The organism is Streptomyces sp. NPDC051555 (genome assembly GCF_044454405.1).
Taxonomy (GTDB): Bacteria; Actinomycetota; Actinomycetes; order Streptomycetales; family Streptomycetaceae; genus Streptomyces.
On sequence record NZ_JBITDP010000010.1, the window covers coordinates 76,435 to 94,223 of the forward strand.

A 17,789-nucleotide genomic window follows, 5' to 3' on the forward strand; every position below is an offset into this window, starting at 1 on the left:
GGTCCTGCTTGACATTCCCGCGTCACGTACCCGAGGGCTCCTGCCGTGAAGATCATTGCCATTGCTACGCAGAAGGGGGGCGTCGGCAAGACCAGTTCCACCGTCAACATCGGTGCGGCGCTGGCCTTGGCGGGCCAACGCGTGCTCGTCGTGGACCTGGACCCCCAGGCCCAGGCGGGTTCCGCGCTGGGACTCAACCTCTCCAGCCAGGACCAACTCGCCCGCTCGCTCGGCTGGGTGATCCAGGCAGGGCTACAGGGCATGCGCGCGGACCTGTCGGCCGTCTGGTTCGACCGCAGCGAACTCGTCGCGGGTTTCGAGGGCGCCGGCACGCTGCACCTGCTGGCCAGTGAGGAATCGACGATGACCGCCGCCCAGGACCTGATCCACAAGGCCGGCTACCCGGCCACTCCGGTGCTGCGGCGGATGCTGATGGACGTGGCGGACGCCTTCGACTTCGTCGTCATCGACACCCCGCCCGCCGTCTCCTCCATGGCGGCGACCGCTCTGGCGGCGGCCGACTACGTGCTGACCGTCTGCGTGCCCGAGTACCCCGCGCTCAAGGGCGCGGCGGCCACGCGGGGCACGGTGCGGTACGTCAAGGGGCGCACCGACGGGGAGTGCGACCCCGTGTACCTCGGCGCGATCGTCAACCGGTCGAACCCGCCCTCGAAGTGGCGGGCGCAGGAGGTCGACACCCGCAACGGCATGCTGGACGCCGACCTCGCGCCCTTCCCGGCCGACATACGGCTGGACAACCGGATCAGCGACTCCTTCGCCTTCGGGGTCCCGGCGGTCGTCCGCTTCGCCGGCCACGCCCCGGGCCGGATGTACGGCGAGCTGATGTGCCAGGTCCTCACCCGCATGCGCCAGCCCCAGGCGGACTGGGACACCCCGGCGCGGATCGTGGCCTGAAGCCCATCGGGTGTTCCACGGACAGCCCCCAAGGCGGCTTTCAGGGGGGAGGCGAGAGCGAACCGGAAGGCGAAGCCGCCGGCGTCGCGGATGCGCTGGGGAGCGGAGACCTCGGAGGAGGCGTAGGTCGGCCCGATTCCGAGGGCTTCGGCGCCGCGGGAGCGAGCCTCAAGGGGTTGACCTCCACGATGCCGGCGGAGTCCTGTGCGCCGCCGACCCGCGCCCGCAGCCTGATGTCGGCCACCTCAACACCGGCAGCCTTCGAGGGAAGCGGCGCGGTGAAGCTGAGGACGACCTTCACGATCGCCTCCTCGCGGGCTTTGAGCGGCATCGTCCCACCGACGGCCCCGGTCTTCGCGCATCCCGCGTCGGAGCAGCGTGCGACCTTCATCTCCGGGATCCCCGATCCCAGCGCGGCACCTCCGAGCAACTGGAAGGACACGTCCTGATCCGTGGTGGCCAGACTGGTCACCTTCACGTGCCGCTCCACGCTTGATCCGGTGGTGATCCCCGTGAGGGGGTCGGAACCGAAGGCCGTGAGGCCGGATCCGGGAGCGCTCAGTCTCACCCCGGTCGCACCCGTCGCAAGGGAACCGATCTCCACGTTCTCCACGGGCCGGAGAGCCAGGACACCCGCGGCCGTACTGCCCGAGGCGAGACACAGTGCCGCGCCCGCGAGAACCGCCCTGGACCGCAACCGGACCAGTTGCCGGTGCTTCATCTAATCCACTCCCTTTGTGACAGATCGTCCACGACGCTTCACGAGAACGATTCCGTTGGCGACGAGAGCCAGGGCCAGGCCGCCGAGCAGCGCGAGGATTCCGGCCCGCATCCCGGTGTGCGGAAGCGTGCCTCCGGGAGGCGGATCCGTCTCTCCCGGTCGATCCCCGCCTCCCGGCCGATCCGCCTGCCCGGCGTCACCAGAGGCCGTGGCGACCAGGTTCACGTGGATGTCGGCCGACTTGCCTCCGGCCGAAGCAGGGGCGTCGCCCGCCATGGCGGCGGTCACCCGCACGTACGCCTCCTCACCGGGTGAGAGGGAGAAGGGCGTCCAGGGGGACTCCCCTTCCAGGGGTCCGGGCGCGGCCAGAGGGCGGGGACCACCGGGCGCGGAACACTGACCGTCGTCGCTCCACGGGAGGCCACAGGCCGTGGCCCGTACGGTGACGCCCCGCTGCCCCACGAGGTCGCCGTCGGCATGCAGCGTGGCCCTGATGCGGGCCGGGTGCGAGGAGCCGTGGAGCGTCGTCTTGAAGTCCCGTGACGATGTCTCACCCGGATTCAGTTCGGGCCACGTCAACTGCTTGGTCGCCGAGACCCCGAGACGGAGCTCCACGTCCCCGGACGCGGCAGGCGCGGCCGTTGCGGGAGCCGCCCCCGCGAGGAAGGCCGCCAGTCCCAGGACCGCCGTGCCGGAATTCCGGAGCGGCCGTCGTGTTCTGTGGAGGAAATTCTTGTGCACGGAGGGAAGCCAATTCCTTTTGTGGGGCGTGCTTTCCGCCCTTCGTTCCTTGTCTGTTCCGGTGGCGCCCGACACCACGGAAGGCCCTCACGATCGCGGTGAGTACGAAGCCGAGGCCGGCCAGTACGGCGCCGTAACCGATGACTCCCCGCGAGCTGTTGATGACAGATCCCAGGTAGGGCACGGAGAAGACGACTCGCTGGAATTCACCCGTCGCGAGGTTTATCTTCCAAGGATCCAGGTCCTTGTTCGCATCACCTTTGGTGCGCAACAGGCGCATCCCGGCGCGATCCTCGAACGAGTGGACACGGTGGACGACCGGAATCGCGCCGGGGAGCGTCCACCCCGGGGGCGGCTGGAAGACGGCCACGTCCCCGACGTGGAGATCCGAGGGCTTGGCCCCCGTCACCACGACCAGCGCGCCCTGCGGGATGGTCGGGTGCATCGAGCCGGTCAGTACGGGAAGGAAGGCGGCGCCGGCCAGTTGGGCGGCCGCGGCTCCGGCAACGGTGAAGACCAGGGCGCCGACCAGTCCGTTGATCGCCCACTGGTACAGACGACGCAACAAGCTCCACCTCGTGAATGACTAGACCAGCTGACCGCTTCAGTCTTCCGAGGGAGGAGCCGAAAAGGACATCGCCATTATGTGACCTTTATTTGCCAAAAGTTGACCGATGTGTCGGGGAATTCGGTGCGGTGTGCTCCTCCTTCATTCGGCGACCACTTATCAACTTTTTACATCAAAAGGATGGTCAAATCTGCCCTGAAGATGAGGGAACCCCCGCGGTGCGGGGCCATCGTCAAAGAGAAACCTGAGGGGCCCTCATGGACCATTCGATCGAGTCCGCTTCTGCCGAGAAGGTGCGAAAGGTGAAGCAGCACCGGCGGAAGCTACTGGCGGGATCGCTGACGCTGGGTCTCGGTCTGGCCGGCCTGGGTGGCTACGCCGCGCTGCAGCAGACGGAGAACGTCGACCTCGGCACGATCCGGACCGGAGAGGTGGAGATCGACAAGCCGATGCAGGTATCGGTCAAGACGTCCTTCACCGGCAAGCCGGTGCAGCCGGGCTCGGAGATCGGTGACAGCGCCACCGCCGAGGTGAAGAACATCTCGGACGAGCCGCTCAATGTGGCCCTCACCGGAATCACCTTCTACAAGGGCAACACGGAGGTGACCAAGGCCGAGGTCAACAAGCTGAAGCAGTACATCACCTTCGACAACGGCCTCGGCCTCGGAAGCGACGGCAAGGTGACGGTCGAGGGCAAGGGCAGCAAGACCATCAAGGCCACGTTCAAGCTCCCGAAGGACCTCCCCGCGAACCTGCAGAACATCGAGATCCCCACGGTGAAGATCGACCTGACGGCAACCCGGGGCCAGGCCGCGCTGAAGCCGGGCGAGGTGCGGCTGCACGAAACCGAGGTGTCGGTCGCCGACGTCAAGGCAGGCAAGGTGAAGCTCGACTACAACCTCACCGGACGCATGCCCGCGCAGGGCTATCTCGCCGATGTGGCCCTCCGGAAGGAGGGCGTCCCCGGGAACACCGTGAACACGAACGTCTACTGGTACCTCAAGAACAGCGACGCGCCTACGGGAACGATTCAGCTGACGAAGAAGGGCGGCGCGTTCGAAGCGACCACCGCGGGTGCCTACAAGATCTACGTCAACAACCGTGAGGTGGCCGCGATCACGGTGAAGTAGCCGAACCGGGAGCATCGGGGCTCCGGTGGTCGGGCGACGTGAAGGTCACCCTGATCATCGGAGCTTCGGCGCGTGCGGACCCCCGGCTCAGCCCGGCAGCAGGAAGAAGCGGCCCAGGTGGTCGCGGGCGCTGTCGTCCAGGAGGGGGGCGACCTCGGCGGCCAGGACGGCGGTGGCGTAGGTGATGCGGCCGGTGTCGAGGGCGGCGTCGGCGAGGACCACGAGCGAGGTCTGCTCGTCGACGGGGGCCATGCAGAGGTGGTGGTCGCGCATGGTGATCACCGAGGCGGCCACCCAGCCGCTGTCGTAGGCGTGCGAAGCGGCCTTGGTCAGGGACATCAGGCTCGCGGCGAGGGCGGCGAGCCGCTCGGCGTCCGCCTTGTCGGTCGCCGCGTCCGTGCACAGCACGAGCCCGCCCGCGGACAGCAGTACGGCCCGCTCGACGCCGGGGGTGCCGGCACACCGCTCGTGGACGGCGCGGGTGATGGCGGCGGCCCGCTGGTCGGCCGACTGCACGGGAGCTGATTGCATCGGAGGTGCTCCAGGAGGGGGAGGGGAGAGTGGGGAAGGGCGGGGAGTCAGCCGGCGGCGGCCAGGGCCGGGGCCGCAGGGGCGGCGAGCCTGCGTTCCAGGGCGTGTTCCACCATCCTGATCAGCAGTTCCTTCACCGCGTCGCGGCGCCGCGCGTCGGTCAGCAGCACGGGAACGTCGTCGCGGATCTGCAGGGCCCCGCGCACCTGCGCCGGGCTGAAGGGCTGGTGCCCGCCGAAGCCGTTGAGCGCCACGATGAAGGGGACCCCGTTCTCCTCGAAGTAGTCCACCGCGGGGAAGGAGTCGGCCAGCCGGCGGCTGTCGACCAGCACGATCGCCCCGATCGCACCCGTCACCACGTCGTCCCACAGGAACCAGAACCGGTCCTGGCCGGGCGTGCCGAACAGGTACAGGGCGAGGGAGTCCTCCAGGGTGACCCGGCCGAAGTCCATGGCCACCGTGGTGGTCCGCTTGTCGGGGGCGCCGCTGAGGTCGTCCACGCCCTCGGAGGCGGCCGTCAGGACGGCCTCCGTGCGCAGCGGCACGATCTCGGAGATGCTGCCGATCAGGGTGGTCTTGCCGACGCCGAAGCCACCGGCCACGACGATCTTCGCGGACGACCGGGCACCGCCCGGGTCCGCCGTCGCGGGCGGCCGGTGCTGCTCAGATGCTGTGAAGTCCACTGAGGACCCTTTCGATCAACGTGGTGGACGGTGCGTCACCCGTGGGCTCGGTGACGGAGACCAGCCCCATGCCGGACAGGTCCGACAGCAGGACGCGGGCCACCCCGATCGGCACGTGCAGCAGGGCGGACACCTCGGCCACCGAGGTGGGCCGGACGCACAGCGTCAGGATGTGGTCGTGCTCGGGGTGCCCGGTGCCCGGCCACGGGCTGGGCACCGTCTGCACCAGGGCCTCCAGCGGCAACGCCAACAGGGTCACCGTCCGGCCCGCCGTGATGGCGTACGGGCGGGGGGCGATCGGCGCGGGGGCGGGCGACGGGGGAACGGACGCGTGGGGAACTGACGCGTGGGGAACGGACGGTCTGAGGGGATCATTCGGCGACGGCGGCATGGTCCCTCAAGGTGGAGCGGAGTTCGGGGGTCAGGACGTGGCCGACGCGGCGCACCAGACGGGTCATCTCGTAGCCGAGGACCGCGCGGTCGGTGCCCGCGTGGGCCGCCACCGCCAGCAGCGAACCGTCCGAGACGGTGACCACGGCCAGCACGCCGTGCTGCATCTCCAGTACGGTCCGGCTCACCGGCCCCGAGCCGTGCAGCGCCGACGCCGCGCCCGCCAGCGCGGCCAGCCCGCTGGCGATGGGCGCGACCAGCGCCGGAGCCGGCGACTGCACGGAGGTCGACCGGGCGAGCAGCAGCCCGTCGGCCGACACCACGGCGACGTCGAAGACACCGGGCAGGTCGCTCAGGAACTTCTGGAGCACCCATCGGAACTCCCGTACCCGCTCGGTGCCCGCGGGTGCGAGCAGGTCCCCGGCCGGGGCCGCCTCGATCGCGAACGGACTCATCTGTTCTCCTCCTGCTGCTGCGGACCGGCGTCGGCGGAACGCTCCGCCCCGGCCGGACCGGCGTGGGCGATGCCCTCGTACAGCCCGCTCATCCGGCGTCGGATCTCCTCCGGGTCGGGCAGGGAACCGGCGCCCGCGCCGCCGCCGTCCGCGGTGCCCGGGCGGGCGGCCGGGGCGGGGACGTGGACCGGGTTGCCGGGCGCGGTGATGCTCCCCGCGCGCGGTCGGCGCTGGCGCACGGGCAGCCCGGCGCTGGTCGACTCGTGGGCCGGACCGCTCCGTGCACCGCTCGGTGCACCTGGCTCCAGGTACTGGTCGGGTGCCTGTGCCTGTGCCTGTGCCTGGTCCCGCGTCGGGTCCGGGGTCGTCGGCAGCGGACCGCCCACTCCGGGACCGCCCATCCCCGGACCGCCCAACGAGCGGAACGTCAGGGTCGGGTGGTCGCCGCCCGGGCGCTGCACCTCGGCGGCCTTCGCGGCGCGTGATCCGGCCGGGCGGACCGGGGCCGTGGGCGAAGCCAGGGGCGCGGGCACGGCCCGGCCGCGGATGACGGGCCGCTCGCGGCCTGCGGAGGGCGCCGGAGCCGCGGGCCGACCGGACCCGGACCCAAGTTGCGCTGTGGGTTCCCGTACGGTCGGCGATGTCGGGGCGTGCCGCCGACCGGTGTGCGACGGTAGGCCGAGCGGCGGGCCATGGGGCGGCTGCGCCGCGGCGGGCTGGTCCTGGCGTACGAGCAGGGACTCGGGCAGCACCAGGGCGGCGACGAGCCCGGCCGGAGTGTTGGCGTACAGCCGGACGTCCACCGCGTGCTTGCGGGCCAGGGCGCCGACGACGTACAGGCCCATGGACTCGCTCAGGTTGTTGCGCCGGCCGGCCGGCTGGCGCAGTACGTCGTCCGCCCCGGCCAGCTGCTCGGGGCTCATGCCGATGCCCTGGTCGCGGATCTCCAACAGCAGCCGGCCGTCGGGCATCCGCTGGCCGCTGACCACGACCCAGGTGTCGGGGCTGGAGAAGGAGGCCGCGTTGTCCAGCAGTTCGGCGACGAGGTGCACGAGGTCGTCGGCCGCGTAGCCGACCACGCCGAGCGGCGGGACCGCCCGGTAGGTCACCCGCTGGTACTCCTCGATCTCCGAGGCCGCGGTCCGTACGACGGCCAGCAGTTCGGTCGTCTCGCGCCGCTCGGCGGTGATCTCCGCGCCCGCGAGCACCAGCAGGTTCTCGCTGTTGCGGCGGATCTGGGTCGCCAGGTGGTCCAGGTGGAACAGCCGGGCCAGCCCGTCGGGGGAGTGTTCCGCGCCCTCCAGCTCGGTGATCACGGCCAGCTGCCGCTGCACCAGGCCCTGGTTGCGCCGGGAGAGGTTCTGGAAGAGCTGGTTGACCTCCTCGCGCATCGCGGCCTGCTGCCGGGCGAGGCCGACCGCTTCCAGGTAGACGCGGTCGAAGGCGCGGCCGACGTCACCGATCTCGTCGCGGGTCCGCGGCGCCAGCACCTTGCCCTCCAGGGCGGCCGGCAGCTCGCTGCCCGCGTTCAAGTGGCGGGTCACCTCCGGCAGGTGCTCGTCGGCCACCGAGACCGCGGACCGGCGCAGCCAGCCCAGACCGCGCACCAGGTGCCGGGAGGTGGCGAGCACCAGCAGGGTGGCCAGCAGCAGGACCACCACGGCGATCACGAGGTCGGTCACGACCTGGTCGTGCGCGGTCTCCTTCTGCGCCGACGCCTCCGCCAGCACCCGCTGCTCGACCTTCTCCTGGAGCTGCGTCAGTTCGTCGTCGGTCCGGGTCAGGTCCTCGTACCAGGTCTTGGGCAGGCCCGCCTTGGCGACGGTCAGCTGGCCGGTCGCGGCGCTGACACTCAGCTTCTGGAGGGAGGCCGACAGTGCGAGGGCCCGATCGGAGCCGAGGATCCGCTGGAATTCGGCGGCCTCCGCGGGCTGTGCGTAGAGCCCGAACTCCATTCCGGTGATGTCACGCACGAGCTGTGCGGCGACGATGTTGCCCTGCTGGCCGGTGGTGAGCACCCCGGCCTGGCCCGTACTGGCGAGCACCGAACGCTGGCTGGTGACCATCGCCTTGTTCAGGGCGATCGTGTAGAGGGTCCAGCCCGCGCCACGGGCCTGTTCGCCGATCCCGCCGACCTGGTTGTAGAGGCTGGCGATCGAGACGATGACCCCGCCGTAGCCGTGCTCGACCTGGGCGGGGTCGGCGCTGCCCGAATCCGAGAGCTTGCGCAGGTCGACGAGGGAGTCCACGCCCGCCGTGGTCACCTTGCGCTGGCGTTCCATGCCGGTGTGTGCGGGCAGTTCGCCGATTTCCTTCAGGAACTGGCGCGCCCGGGCATCTGTTTCCGCGCGTCCCTTTTCGTCACCGGCCTTCTTCCCGCCTTCGCGGGCGGGCGCCTGGGGGTCGACGGCCAGGTCCCGTTCCCGGGCGAGCGCGGTGATCAGCTCGGAGCCGGTGCGGCTGGTCTTCGCGATCTGCTCCGTGCCCGCGTAGACATCGGCGACGTCGAGCGCGTCCTTGATGCGCAGCCCGGCGAAGCCCATGGCCGCCAGCAGCGGGACGAGGACGACGATCAGCATGCGGGTCGGGACGCGGAGGTCGGCGAGCACGCGCTTGCGCCAGGGCAGCGGCGGCCGGGTGCCTGCTTGGATCACGGGAGACCTGTTTTCGGAGTGCGGAGGAACACGAAGGAAGCACGGATGCCTTATTCGCGTCGTGTTGAGGCTTGCGCATGGAGCGGCATGGGGCACCTGCCTTTGGCCCTTTTCGTACGGGACCAAAGTCACCAGTGTGGGGAAAGGTGGAACCGATCTCCCTACGGGTGATTCGCCAATCATTGTCAATTTGCTCCGGTGAAAGCAATCTGACGATGGTTAAGTGCATTTAAGAATTCGTTACGCCGATCCTAAGTCGGCGCGGGGGACAATGTGATCATGAACTTGACGGCGGAACTTCCCGGAGCACCGGTGGACGCAATGCAGCAGGAGAATCGGCGCACCGTTCTCATCGCCGACGCCGACCCGATGTTCCGCACCGGACTGCGCCGCGCGCTGGAGGAGAAGCTGGGCCGGTACGAGGTGGTCGCCGAGGCCGGCACTCCCGCCGAGGTGACCCGGCTGCTGCGCGGCACGGAACCCGAACTGGTCGTCATGGACCTCGCCCTGGCCCGTAGCCTGGGACTGCGCGCCGACCGGCTCGGCGGCCTCCTGCCGCGCCCGCCCAAGGTGGTACTGCTCACCAACGGCGGCTGCCGCGACGGGCTCGACGAGGCGCTGGACGCGGGCGCCCGCGGCTTCGTCACCCGTGACCTCGACGCCGGACTGCTGGGCGCCGTGCTGTGCCACGTCCTCGCCGACGGCTGCGCCATCGCACCCGAGGTCTTCGGCGGGCTGATGGACCGTACGTCCGAGTGCCAGGCCCAGTTCGCCCGCGCCCATCACCGCATCCGGCTGCTCAACGACAGTGAGCGGCACGTGCTGCAACTGCTGGGGCACGGCTTCGAGAACGCGCAGATCGCCCGGGAACTCCACCTGTCCCGGGCGAGCGTGAAGACGTACGTCTCGCGCCTGCTGAGCAAACTGCACCTGGAGAACCGGACGCAGGCGGCCCTGGTGGCGAACGAGACCGGGCTGGCCGGGCAGGCGTAGTCCGTGAGTATTCTGTCCTGACGGTATGTATCAACATATATAGGGACAAGGGGCGGTGGTGGGCGATGGCCGACCGGTCCGAGCAATCCGAGCACTCCGCGGATTCCGAGCACTCCGAGCACTCCGAGCGATCCGAGACGATGGTGCTGGACGTCGGTGGGCTCGCCAGCCGGCGGCGGCTGTCCAGAGCGGAACGCTGGCGAGTTCCGCTCTGTGCGGCCGGCACCCTGCTGGTGTTCGGCGGCGGCGCACTCTTCCTCGCGAGCGGTGGCGGCGGGCTGACGGGATCGGCGGACCGGGGCGCGAGCGCCCCCGACGGCCCGCTGCGCGAGAACCTCGGCCCGGCCGCCGCGTCGGGATCGGCCGGTGGGCACAGCCCCGGCTCCGCTTCCGCCGCCGCCGGTTCGCCCTCGACGGGCCCCGGCGGGAGCCCGGCCCCGCAGGGCGGCTCCGCCGCGGCGGACCGGGACGGTTCCGCGACGCCGCACGGCGGGGGGTCCGACGGGGGCGGCCACAGCCCGGACGGTGAGCCGGGCTCGCACACCCCGAGCCCGCCCGTACCCCCCGTACCGCCCTCGCCGGAGCCGTCCGACGGCACCCTGCGTCCGGGCTCTCAGGGTGCCGAGGTGCGGTTGCTCCAACAACGTCTGTACGGGCAGGGGTTCACCTTCGTCCCGGTCGACGGCACGTACGGCGAGCAGACCCGGCTCGGGGTCGCGAAGTTGCAGAGCGACCGCGGCCTGACGGGTGACCCGTCGGGCATCTACGGCCCCCACACCCGGGCGGCGTTCGGCCTGGGCTGATCCGGCCCCGCCGCCCGCGCCTCGTTCAGTCCGACAGCAGGTCCAGCTCGTGCGCGACGACCGCGGCCTGGGTGCGGTTGTCCAGCTCCAGCCTCTGCAGCAGGCGGGAGACCCGCGCCTTGATGCTGGAGACGGACAGGAAGAGCCGGTCGGCGATCTGAGCGTTGCTCAGGCCCGAGCCGATCAGCGCCAGGACGTGGCGTTCGGACTCGTTCAGCCGGGCCAGTAGCTCCGCGCGGCGCTCCGCGGGCACCGCCGCCGTGCTCCGCGTCGCCCTGGTCATCATGTAGCCGAGCATGTCCGGCGAGACGAGCGTGCCGCCGTGCATGACCGAGTCCATGGCTCGGTGCAGTTCCTCGCGGCAGACGTCCTTGGTCACGAACCCGCACGCGCCCGCCTCCAGCGCCTCCAGGGCCTGGTCGTTCACGCTGAACGACGTCATGACGATGATCCGCGGCGGCTCCTGGGCGCGCATCAGCCGCCTGGTCGTCTCCACGCCGTCGACCCGTGGCATCCGCAGGTCCACGAGGGCCAGTGCGACCTCGTGTTCGCGGGCCCGGGCGACCGCCTCGATGCCGTCCCCGGCCTCGGCCACGACCGTGTACCCCGGCAGGGAATCGACGATGCAGGTGAGTCCGGACCGAGTGATCGGCTGATCGTCGACGACAAGGACGCGTACGTCTAGGCCCATGGGAGCCGTTCCTTCTGTTGAGCGGACATGTGGACATAAGGGCATTTCGATCAACTGTTATCAGGCTGGGGCGCTTTCGGCGAGACGGAGGGGCGGGGGTGAGTGACCTCCATCACACTTTAGATCCAATTAAGGAACTTAAGAATGCTTAGTCCGATCTGTCGGAAATGTCAGCATTTGACGTCAAGATCGCGTGTGATGGATGGTCGATCCGTCCCCCTCCCAAGCCGCCCGTTCGAACGGGAGTTCCTTCATGCGCGCCTCCACCGCCCTCGCCACCGCCATCGCCGCGGTAGCAACCGGCACCCTCGCCCTCGTCCCCGCCGCCACGGCCACCGCGGCCGTCGCGGCTCCACCGGTCTGCGCGCAGGGCGCCGCCGGACCGCTCGGACTGGCGGGCGTCTACGCGGAGTTCGTCGAGGGCGACGCGGTCCGATACGCCGACTCCGAGGGCGCCGTCGCCGTCGGCGGCAACGCCACCTTCGGTGACGCCGCGACCGGCCAGGGCTTCTCGGTGGGCGCCAAGCTCTCCGCCGCCGACCTGGCGGCCCTGCCCGGCGGCAAGTCCCTCGTCGTCGGCGGCGAACTGACGGCCAACCAGGTCGTCATCGGCAAGGGCGCCGGCGTCTACGGCTCGCTGAAGAACGCCAGCAAGCCCGGCGGGTTCGCCATCGACGGCCAGCACGCCAAGGGCGCCTCGCCCGTCGACTTCGCCAAGACCTTCGCCCAGCTGCGAGCGGGTTCGAACTCCTGGGCCGCGCTCAAGGGCACCGGCTCCGTCAGCCGGCCCGAGGGCTCCAAGTCCCTGCTGCTGACCGGCGAGGACGCCAAGCTGAACGTCTTCACCGTGGACGCCGCCGAGCTGCAGAAGGCCGACCGGATCGCGCTGAAGGTGCCCGCCGGATCGAGCACCATCGTCAACGTGCTCGGCGCCGGCTACGACATGTCGGCGGGCCACCTGTACGGGGTCGAGCTGTGGGACCCGCAGGCCAAGAAGTTCGTCATGGACGACTACGACGCCGGTTCCGCGCAGTTCAAGGAGATCCGCTCCCGGCTGCTGTGGAACTTCCCGCAGGCCACGTCCGTCAAGAAGAACCGCACCTCCTGGCCGGGCACCATCCTGGCCCCGAACGCCGCCGTCCAGCTCGGCTCGAAGGGGGCCGGGGGCGCCGGAGAGACGGGCCCGGGCCACGTCAACGGTTCGGTCATCGCCAAGCGGCTCACCTCCGTACCCGGCGCCGAGACCCACCAGATGAACTTCCGCGGTTGCCTGCCCGGCACGGGCGGCGGCGGCACCGGGCAGCCGATCCCGCCGGCCCCGAAGCCGAGCCCGACCAGCACCACCCTGCCGCCCGCCCCGAAGCCCACCCCGTCCAAGCCCGCCACCACCAAGCCGGGCACGGAGCCCTCCACGAAGCCCTCGGGCGCCACCCCGTCCGGCTCCGCCTCGCCGTCGGCCCAGCCGTCCGGCAACGCCGACGGCTCGCTCGCCACCACGGGCGGCGGGGTCGACTCCAAGATCGTGCTCGGTGCGGTCGGCGCCCTCCTCGTCGGCGGCGCCTGCCTGGCCACGGCCGCCCTGCGCCGCCGCGCGGGCCGCCGCTGACCCGGCAGGCCCCGTACGACGAAGACGCGACCGGGCCCGGACACGGGCCCGGTCGCGTGCGTCCACCGCTGTGGCCGCACGCGCGCCGTGCGCGTCAGATCGAGCCCCATCTGCCGAATGGCCAGGCGATGACGAGAGCCCTTCCGACGACATCGTCCTGCGACACGGTGCCCTGACCTTCGTCGCCCAGGTGGTAGCGGGAGTCCGCGGAGCGCTCCCGGTGGTCGCCCATGACCCAGAGGCGGCCCCGGGGAACCGTCAGCGGGCCGAACGGCTTGTCGCCGCACGGCCTGTTCATCGGATAGAGGTACGGCTCGTCCAGCGCGTGCCCGTTTACCGTGACCGGGCCGTCCTTCCTGCATTCGACGACGTCCCCGCCGACGCCGATGACCCGTTTGATCACGTGCTGCCCATTACTCGGCGGACGCAATCCGACGAATGTAAGACTCTCGTTGAAGAGCTTTACGACACCGGAATCCGGCGCTGCTTCCTTTTCCTTCGACGGAACCCAGTTGCCGGGATCCCGGAAGACCACCACGTCGCCGCGGGCGGGCTTGGCGGCGAACCACGGCGTCAATTTATCGACGAGAACGACGTCGCCGATCTTCAATGTGTGCTGCATTGATTCCGACGGAATCGAAAAGGTCTGGACGAGGAACGTCTTCACGCCCAGGGCGATGAGCAGCCCGGTGCACAGCAGGACCAGAGCGTCGAGCACGACCGAACGGCGTCTGCGCGCGGAGATCTTCCTGAGGATCCGGCGGCGCGCGTTACGGCCGGCGATCCGACGCCCCGCGGGAGGGCCGGACTTCCGGCGCCGCCCGGCCCGTACGGCCCGTTCAGCCCTTCCTGGCTGTGCGGGCCGTACGCGTGTGCGGGAAGGGCGGGGGGACGCGGCGCGGCGGGTGCGGCCGCCGTCACGCCGGCCTCGGCTACCCACGGACCCCACAGGGCTTGTTCACGTCCACTCGACCTTTCGACGCGATTACCCTACCGCTCCGGCGTGGGCCGATCGCACACGTGCCCGGCTTCTCCGTGCACCGCACCGCACCACGCGGCACCGTTTTAACAATCCTTGACCATATTCGCCGGTGAAGTTTTGTCACCCGATTGTCGATGCCGTGTAGGCGAACGTTGAAACCGTCAATTGCGAGCCATTCCCGGTGTTAGCGTCATTCGAGTGACCGCGTCGCGGAGGAATCGAGCGAACCGTCACTTCACGTAGTTGTCGCGCCTTCTGTTGCGAATGGCCAGGGGCGCAGGTGCAATCCATTCGAGTCGACGCGGGATTACGCGGCCGCGCATTCTGCCCGCACGCAGAAAATCCACTTTCAGGGAGAAACGCATGACGACCATCAAGAAGCCGAGCCGCCTCATCATCGGCCTGTGCACGGCGGGCCTCCTGACCGCCGGAGCGGTCAGCACCGCCCTGGCGACGGCGCCCGCCGACGCCCCCAAGCCGCCCCAGGCCCAGGGGAAGACCCTCTCGGCCACGGCGGCCGTCGGGGTCGAAGCCGGCGGGAAGCTCACCGGCAGTGCCTGGTACAAGAACGGCCAGTTCGACATCACCAATCACACCGACAAGCCGGTCAGCGACTGGAAGATCGAGTTCGACCTCGACGGGGCCTCCGCCGTCCAGATGAACTACGGCGCCACCGCCTCCCACGACGGCAAGCACTGGGTGATCAGCGCCGCGAAGGAGGGCGGCACCATCCAGCCCGGCCAGAAGGCGACCATCACCTTCGGGATCAACGGCGACGGCAAGAGCGACATCTCGTTCACCAACACCACCGTCAACGGCCAGGCCTTCACCTTCGACGACGGCACGAGCGCCGCCCAGGACGACCACAAGGCCCTGCCGAAGGAGCCGCTGGAGTCCGGCAAGTACTGGGTGTCCGACAGCTCCCTCGCGGCGGACGTCCAGGTCAACAGCTACAACGGTGGCTCGACGGTCAACGTCAAGCTCCACAACGGCGGCAGCAAGACCGTCAAGAACTGGACCGTCGCCTACGGCGTGGACCCGGGAACGAAGGTCGAGGGTCCCTGGGGCGCGGACATCACCGTGTCCAAGGACCAGAAGATGATCATCATTCACGGCGGCTCGCTCCAGCCGGGCGCCGACGCGGGATCGATCGGCTTCAGCACCAAGTACGACCCGAACGACCCCAGCGTGCCGGAGACCCCCGTGGCACCGGCCAAGAACCCGCACCTCGCCAAGAGCGCGCCGTACGTCGACCCGACGCTCGGCCAGGGCGACGGGACCATCTCCCTCAACGGCAAGGCGGTGACCATCGCCGACTACCTGAAGCAGACGGGCGCCGAGGACGTCACCCTCGCCTTCCTCCAGGCCGACTCCAAGACCGGCAAGCCGTCCTGGGCGGGCAACAGCACGCACAACTTCCTGGCCAAGCAGATCAATGAGATCCGGACGGCCGGTCACGACGTCGTGGCCTCCTTCGGCGGCCAGGCGGGCAAGACCCTGTGGAGCGCGAGCCAGGACGTCGACAAGCTCGCCAAGCAGTACGAGGAGGTCATCACCCGCTACAACCTGACCAAGCTCGACTTCGACATGGAGGGCGGCCCCAACGAAGGGAACACGCCCAACAACCAGGCCAACGGCAAGGCCCTGGCCAAGGTCCAGGCGTGGGCCAAGCAGAACAACCGCCCGCTGTGGATCAGCGCGACCCTTCCCGTCCTGCCGACCGGCCTCACCGCGGACGGCAAGGGCTCGCTCAAGAGCATGACCGACGCGGGCGTCGAGGTCTCCCGGGTCAACATCATGCAGATGGACTACGGCCCGTCGGGCATCGACATGGGCAAGGCCGGGATCGACGCGGGCGTGAGCCTGAAGGGCCAGCTCAAGGAGTTCTTCCCGGGCAAGAGCGACCAGCAGCTGTACGGCATGATGGGCTTCACCCCCATGATCGGACACAACGACGTTGCGGGTGAGATCTTCACGCTCGACAACGCGAAGACGCTCCGCAAGTGGGCCGACGAGAACGGGGTCGGCATGATGTCGATGTGGGCCGCGGGTCGCGACCAGACCGGCCGCACCGGTCAGGCCGGACCGGACCAGAGCGGTATCCAGCAGAGCCCGCTCGACTTCTCGAAGCTCCTGTTCAACGGGCGCAAGTAGCGCCCGGCTCCGTGTAGGCAGGAGGACCATGGCCGACCACGCCCGCCGCCGCGCGAGCCACCGCTGCCCCGGCCCCGCCCCGCGCGGCGGCCGGGGCTCCCGGCGTCTGCCCAACCCCGGGCGGCAGTTGACGGTCCTCCTGGCTCTGCTCGTCGTCATGGTGTGGTGCGCCCGCCTCGGCAACGGCTGAGGAACGTACGGCGTTCGGGACGGCGCCTTCCTAAAACCACCTGAGCGCGTCCTTAACAAGGGCATAAGAAATGCCCCTAACCATCCTTTTGTGGGCCCTTGGTGGCTTTTCGGCTCTATGGTCAATGGCATCCCCTCTCCCCGCACGCCACATCCCGACGCGAGGTTTCGATGTCCCGAAAGCCCAAGTCCCGCAAGCGAGTTGTCCTCACCAGTGCTGCCGTAGTCCTCGGCCTCGGCGCCCTGGCCGTCCCGATCGCGGCCAACGCCGGTACGGACACGGGTGACCAGCTGCGCACGACCTGCGGGGTCGCCGAGGGCGCCTCGAAGTGGTGGGCGTCGGGCCGGATGGCCCTCAGCAACCAGGGCACGGACGCGGCCAAGGACTGGAAGCTGGAGTTCGAGCTGTCGGAGGGCCTCGCCACCGTCAACGACCCGGGGACGTACGAGCTGAAGCAGACCGGCAAGAAGGTCACCGTGACGCCCAAGAAGGGCCAGGGCAGCGTCCCGCCCCAGGGCGAGCGCGTGGTGCTCGTCGGCATCAACCCGAGCGGCAAGGCGGTCCCGCAGATCACCGGCTGCACGGTGAACGGCGGGGGCGGCGACGACCAGGACACCGAGGCTCCCACGGCGCCCCAGAACATGGGCTCGTACGTCATCGACCACCAGACGGTCCACGTGATGTGGAAGCCGTCCACCGGCTTCGGCTCGAAGATCGAGAAGTACGAGGTCTTCCAGGACGGCAAGCTCGTCAAGACGGTGGGCGGCGACATCACGATGACCAACATCGAGAAGCTCACCCCCGACACCGCCTACCGCTACACGGTGCGCGCCGTCAGCGCCGCGGGCAAGACCTCGGCGTTCAGCAAGGAGATACCGCTCCGTACGAAGAAGGCCCCGGACCCGGACCGCCCGGCGCCGACCCTGCCCAAGAAGCTCGAAGGCAAGGCGAACGGCCCCCACCAGGTGGACCTGGCCTGGCAGCCCGGCAAGGACGGCGACGGCTCGGCGGACGGGGTGAGCGGCTACCGCGTCTACCAGGACGGCAAGAAGGTCCTCGACGTGGACGCCGGCACGACCAAGGTCGCGGCGCAGGGACTGCTCGCGGACAAGGAGTACGCGTTCAAGGTCACCGCGGTGAACTCCTCGGGCAAGGAGTCCGCTCCCACCGACGAGATCCGCGTGCGCACCGGCAAGGGCGACGGCGGGGGCGGCGGGGGCGGCCACGCGCCCGGCAACCTGACTGCGACCGCGAGCAGCAAGCAGAACGGCGGCGTCAAGGAGCACTACCTCGACCTCGCCTGGTCCGTCCCGCAGGGACAGGGCACCATCGGCACCTACCAGGTCCACATCGACGGAAAGTCCGCGCAGACCTTCATGTGGGGCACCGGCGACGCCGTGATGCCGATTCCGTCCGGCACCGCGAAGCGAGAGGTCGCGGTCGGTGCCCAGCCGGGCAAGACCTTCAAGGTGAAGATCCGGGCGAAGCTCGGCGACGGCACCTGGAGCGGGTTCTCGGAGGAGAAGACCGTCACCACCGGCAACTGACCCGCCTCCTTCCCTGCCCCGACTTCCCTTCCCCA

General features: G+C 69.9%; 17 protein-coding genes. 8 read left to right on the top strand and 9 right to left on the bottom strand.

All coding sequences use genetic code 11. The annotated features are described in order from the left end of the window. The first annotated feature begins 45 nt into the window (after window positions 1–45). Window positions 46–915, top strand: a complete 870-nt coding sequence (locus ACIBEA_RS21385) for a ParA family protein (RefSeq protein WP_399263136.1) — start codon at window positions 46–48, stop codon at window positions 913–915. A gap of 40 nt (window positions 916–955) precedes the next feature. On the opposite strand, the gene ACIBEA_RS21390 is transcribed toward ACIBEA_RS21385, so the two are convergent. Beyond that, window positions 956–1,405: a hypothetical protein gene (locus tag ACIBEA_RS21390; RefSeq protein WP_399263138.1), complete on the bottom strand. Its 450-nt coding sequence runs from the start codon at window positions 1,403–1,405 to the stop codon at window positions 956–958. Between the two features lie 781 nt (window positions 1,406–2,186). Further along, a complete protein-coding gene (locus tag ACIBEA_RS21395) occupies window positions 2,187–2,945 on the bottom strand; it encodes a signal peptidase I (protein WP_399263140.1) in 759 nt (252 codons plus the stop codon). A 257-nt stretch (window positions 2,946–3,202) separates the two neighbouring features. Here ACIBEA_RS21395 and ACIBEA_RS21400 point away from each other — a divergent pair, with 257 nt between their 5' ends. Then, window positions 3,203–4,075: a hypothetical protein gene (locus ACIBEA_RS21400; protein WP_399263142.1), complete on the top strand. Its 873-nt coding sequence runs from the start codon at window positions 3,203–3,205 to the stop codon at window positions 4,073–4,075. 87 nt (window positions 4,076–4,162) lie between these two features. Here ACIBEA_RS21400 and ACIBEA_RS21405 read toward each other — a convergent pair whose 3' ends face one another. The 5 genes from ACIBEA_RS21405 to ACIBEA_RS21425 all read right to left on the bottom strand — a co-directional run bounded on the left by ACIBEA_RS21405 (window position 4,163) and on the right by ACIBEA_RS21425 (window position 8,788). Beyond that, entirely contained in the window at window positions 4,163–4,606 is a 444-nt protein-coding gene (locus ACIBEA_RS21405; RefSeq protein WP_399263144.1) for a roadblock/LC7 domain-containing protein, read from the bottom strand. Window positions 4,607–4,653: 47 nt separating this feature from the next. Beyond that, window positions 4,654–5,289 carry a GTP-binding protein gene (locus ACIBEA_RS21410; RefSeq protein ID WP_399263146.1) on the bottom strand — a complete coding sequence of 212 codons (636 nt, stop codon included), beginning with the start codon at window positions 5,287–5,289 and terminating at the stop codon, window positions 4,654–4,656. Continuing rightward, window positions 5,270–5,539, bottom strand: coding sequence for a DUF742 domain-containing protein (locus ACIBEA_RS21415; RefSeq protein WP_399263148.1), 270 nt, complete (start codon window positions 5,537–5,539; stop codon window positions 5,270–5,272). Before ACIBEA_RS21415 ends, ACIBEA_RS21410 begins: the two co-directional genes overlap by 20 nt. 121 nt (window positions 5,540–5,660) lie before the next feature. After that, window positions 5,661–6,134: a roadblock/LC7 domain-containing protein gene (locus ACIBEA_RS21420; RefSeq protein ID WP_399263150.1), complete on the bottom strand. Its 474-nt coding sequence runs from the start codon at window positions 6,132–6,134 to the stop codon at window positions 5,661–5,663. Beyond that, window positions 6,131–8,788, bottom strand: coding sequence for a nitrate- and nitrite sensing domain-containing protein (locus ACIBEA_RS21425; protein WP_399263152.1), 2,658 nt, complete (start codon window positions 8,786–8,788; stop codon window positions 6,131–6,133). Before ACIBEA_RS21425 ends, ACIBEA_RS21420 begins: the two co-directional genes overlap by 4 nt. A 279-nt stretch (window positions 8,789–9,067) precedes the next feature. On the opposite strand from ACIBEA_RS21425, the gene ACIBEA_RS21430 reads away from it, so the two are divergent. Next, window positions 9,068–9,781, top strand: coding sequence for a response regulator transcription factor (locus tag ACIBEA_RS21430; RefSeq protein ID WP_399263154.1), 714 nt, complete (start codon window positions 9,068–9,070; stop codon window positions 9,779–9,781). A 65-nt stretch (window positions 9,782–9,846) separates the two neighbouring features. Beyond that, window positions 9,847–10,584: a peptidoglycan-binding protein gene (locus ACIBEA_RS21435; protein ID WP_399263156.1), complete on the top strand. Its 738-nt coding sequence runs from the start codon at window positions 9,847–9,849 to the stop codon at window positions 10,582–10,584. A gap of 25 nt (window positions 10,585–10,609) precedes the next feature. Here ACIBEA_RS21435 and ACIBEA_RS21440 read toward each other — a convergent pair whose 3' ends face one another. Further along, complete coding sequence (locus ACIBEA_RS21440; RefSeq protein WP_399263158.1) at window positions 10,610–11,275, bottom strand: response regulator; 666 nt, start codon at window positions 11,273–11,275, stop codon at window positions 10,610–10,612. Window positions 11,276–11,528: 253 nt separating this feature from the next. Between ACIBEA_RS21440 and ACIBEA_RS21445 the strand changes: the two genes are divergently transcribed. Continuing rightward, complete coding sequence (locus ACIBEA_RS21445) at window positions 11,529–12,881, top strand: choice-of-anchor A family protein (protein WP_399263160.1); 1,353 nt, start codon at window positions 11,529–11,531, stop codon at window positions 12,879–12,881. A 94-nt stretch (window positions 12,882–12,975) separates the two neighbouring features. On the opposite strand, the gene lepB is transcribed toward ACIBEA_RS21445, so the two are convergent. Continuing rightward, a complete protein-coding gene (lepB, locus tag ACIBEA_RS21450; protein ID WP_399263162.1) occupies window positions 12,976–13,599 on the bottom strand; it encodes a signal peptidase I in 624 nt (207 codons plus the stop codon). A 627-nt stretch (window positions 13,600–14,226) separates the two neighbouring features. Here lepB and ACIBEA_RS21455 point away from each other — a divergent pair. The 3 genes from ACIBEA_RS21455 to ACIBEA_RS21465 all read left to right on the top strand — a co-directional run bounded on the left by ACIBEA_RS21455 (window position 14,227) and on the right by ACIBEA_RS21465 (window position 17,754). Beyond that, window positions 14,227–16,017 carry a cellulose binding domain-containing protein gene (locus ACIBEA_RS21455; protein ID WP_399263164.1) on the top strand — a complete coding sequence of 597 codons (1,791 nt, stop codon included), beginning with the start codon at window positions 14,227–14,229 and terminating at the stop codon, window positions 16,015–16,017. Window positions 16,018–16,045: 28 nt separating this feature from the next. After that, entirely contained in the window at window positions 16,046–16,207 is a 162-nt protein-coding gene (locus ACIBEA_RS21460) for a hypothetical protein (RefSeq protein WP_399263166.1), read from the top strand. A 170-nt stretch (window positions 16,208–16,377) separates the two neighbouring features. Continuing rightward, entirely contained in the window at window positions 16,378–17,754 is a 1,377-nt protein-coding gene (locus ACIBEA_RS21465; RefSeq protein ID WP_399263168.1) for a fibronectin type III domain-containing protein, read from the top strand. Window positions 17,755–17,789: the final 35 nt, after the last annotated feature.

What these genes read in the sequence shown, in the direction of transcription:
- ACIBEA_RS21405 (WP_399263144.1), bottom strand. Translation starts at nt 4,606, where the DNA reads ATGCAATCAGCTCCCGTGCAGTCGGCCGACCAGCGGGCCGCCGCCATC.
- ACIBEA_RS21455 (WP_399263164.1), top strand. Translation starts at nt 14,227, where the DNA reads ATGACGACCATCAAGAAGCCGAGCCGCCTCATCATCGGCCTGTGCACG.
- ACIBEA_RS21400 (WP_399263142.1), top strand. Translation starts at nt 3,203, where the DNA reads ATGGACCATTCGATCGAGTCCGCTTCTGCCGAGAAGGTGCGAAAGGTG.
- ACIBEA_RS21440 (WP_399263158.1), bottom strand. Translation starts at nt 11,275, where the DNA reads ATGGGCCTAGACGTACGCGTCCTTGTCGTCGACGATCAGCCGATCACT.
- ACIBEA_RS21430 (WP_399263154.1), top strand. Translation starts at nt 9,068, where the DNA reads ATGAACTTGACGGCGGAACTTCCCGGAGCACCGGTGGACGCAATGCAG.
- ACIBEA_RS21445 (WP_399263160.1), top strand. Translation starts at nt 11,529, where the DNA reads ATGCGCGCCTCCACCGCCCTCGCCACCGCCATCGCCGCGGTAGCAACC.
- ACIBEA_RS21435 (WP_399263156.1), top strand. Translation starts at nt 9,847, where the DNA reads ATGGCCGACCGGTCCGAGCAATCCGAGCACTCCGCGGATTCCGAGCAC.
- ACIBEA_RS21460 (WP_399263166.1), top strand. Translation starts at nt 16,046, where the DNA reads ATGGCCGACCACGCCCGCCGCCGCGCGAGCCACCGCTGCCCCGGCCCC.
- ACIBEA_RS21465 (WP_399263168.1), top strand. Translation starts at nt 16,378, where the DNA reads ATGTCCCGAAAGCCCAAGTCCCGCAAGCGAGTTGTCCTCACCAGTGCT.
- ACIBEA_RS21420 (WP_399263150.1), bottom strand. Translation starts at nt 6,134, where the DNA reads ATGAGTCCGTTCGCGATCGAGGCGGCCCCGGCCGGGGACCTGCTCGCA.